This is a genomic window from Mesorhizobium sp. M1348 (assembly GCF_040317925.1).
In the GTDB taxonomy this organism is placed as follows: domain Bacteria; phylum Pseudomonadota; class Alphaproteobacteria; order Rhizobiales; family Rhizobiaceae; genus Mesorhizobium.
Map to the genome: position 1 here is coordinate 1 of NZ_JAMYLH010000095.1, position 505 is coordinate 505.

Here is a 505-nt window from a genome sequence, read left to right on the forward strand (position 1 = left end):
GACGTCATCCGCGAGAGCTGCGGTCTCGTCGATTTCCGCGATGTCGCCGATGAGGCACGGCGCTTTCTGAGCCTGCCGCGCGCCGAACCATACGGCACCCCAAAGCCTGTTCGCACACCCGTTCCAGCCGGGTCGCCGGAAGCGGCGCGGCGTCTCTTTGCCATGTCGCAGCCGATCCGCCGGACGCTCGTCGAGACCTACCTGCGCAATCGCGGCATCAGGACCGTGCGCGACGCGGGCAGCCTGCGATTCCATCCGCGCTGCTACTATCGGCCTGAGGGCGACGGCCCGACCGAGACCTGGCCGGCGATGATCGCCGCCGTCACCGATCTCGAAGGGAGGATCACCGGGGCGCATCGGACCTGGCTTGCCCTCGACGGTTCCGGCAAGGCGCCGGTCGACACGCCGCGGCGGGCCATGGGCGGCCTCCTCGGCCATGCCGTCCGCTTTGGCGCTGCCGACGACGTCCTTGCGGTCGGCGAAGGCATCGAGACGATGCTGTCTA

1 protein-coding gene is annotated in these 505 nt (G+C 69.5%); it reads left to right on the forward strand.

The features are described from left to right. On the forward strand, window positions 1-505 hold a 505-nt coding region (locus tag NKH13_RS35585; RefSeq protein ID WP_502914611.1), incomplete at both ends, for a DUF7146 domain-containing protein.